We start from the raw sequence: 392 nt of genomic DNA, 5'->3' as shown, positions 1-392 counted from the left end.
TCACGGTTATCGCGGTTGTACCCACCAGAACGGGGGGCACCACCATCGCGGTTGTACCCACCAGAACGGGGGGCTCCTCCGTCACGACTGTAACCGCCCTCGCGGCGGGGTGCGTCGTCGCGACGCGGACCGCTGCTGCGATTCTGTTCCGAGCGTCCTCCGGAAGGTCGGTTACTGCGCGATCCCTGGTCGTTGTTGCGACGCGGACGGCGCTCTTCCTCTTCCGGCATGATGCTCCCTGTTCTAGATGTTGTTAACGCAAAATGGCCACCCAACGATGGGTGGCCATTTGCTTAAAAGAAGTCCGGCGGTGTCCTACTCTCCCACAGGGTCCCCCCTGCAGTACCATCGGCGCTGTGAGGCTTAGCTTCCGGGTTCGGAATGTAAACCGG

The 392-nt window shown here is 62.0% G+C and carries 1 rRNA gene; it reads right to left on the bottom strand.

The window, feature by feature from the left end:
* Nucleotides 1-302: 302 nt before the first annotated feature.
* Nucleotides 303-392 (bottom strand): 5S ribosomal RNA (rrf, locus tag AB0P11_RS03985); the annotation flags it as partial.

Source organism: Microbacterium sp. NPDC079176 (assembly GCF_040686675.1).
In the GTDB taxonomy this organism is placed as follows: domain Bacteria; phylum Actinomycetota; class Actinomycetes; order Actinomycetales; family Microbacteriaceae; genus Microbacterium.
This window is presented reverse-complemented; position numbering and strand designations above follow the sequence as displayed.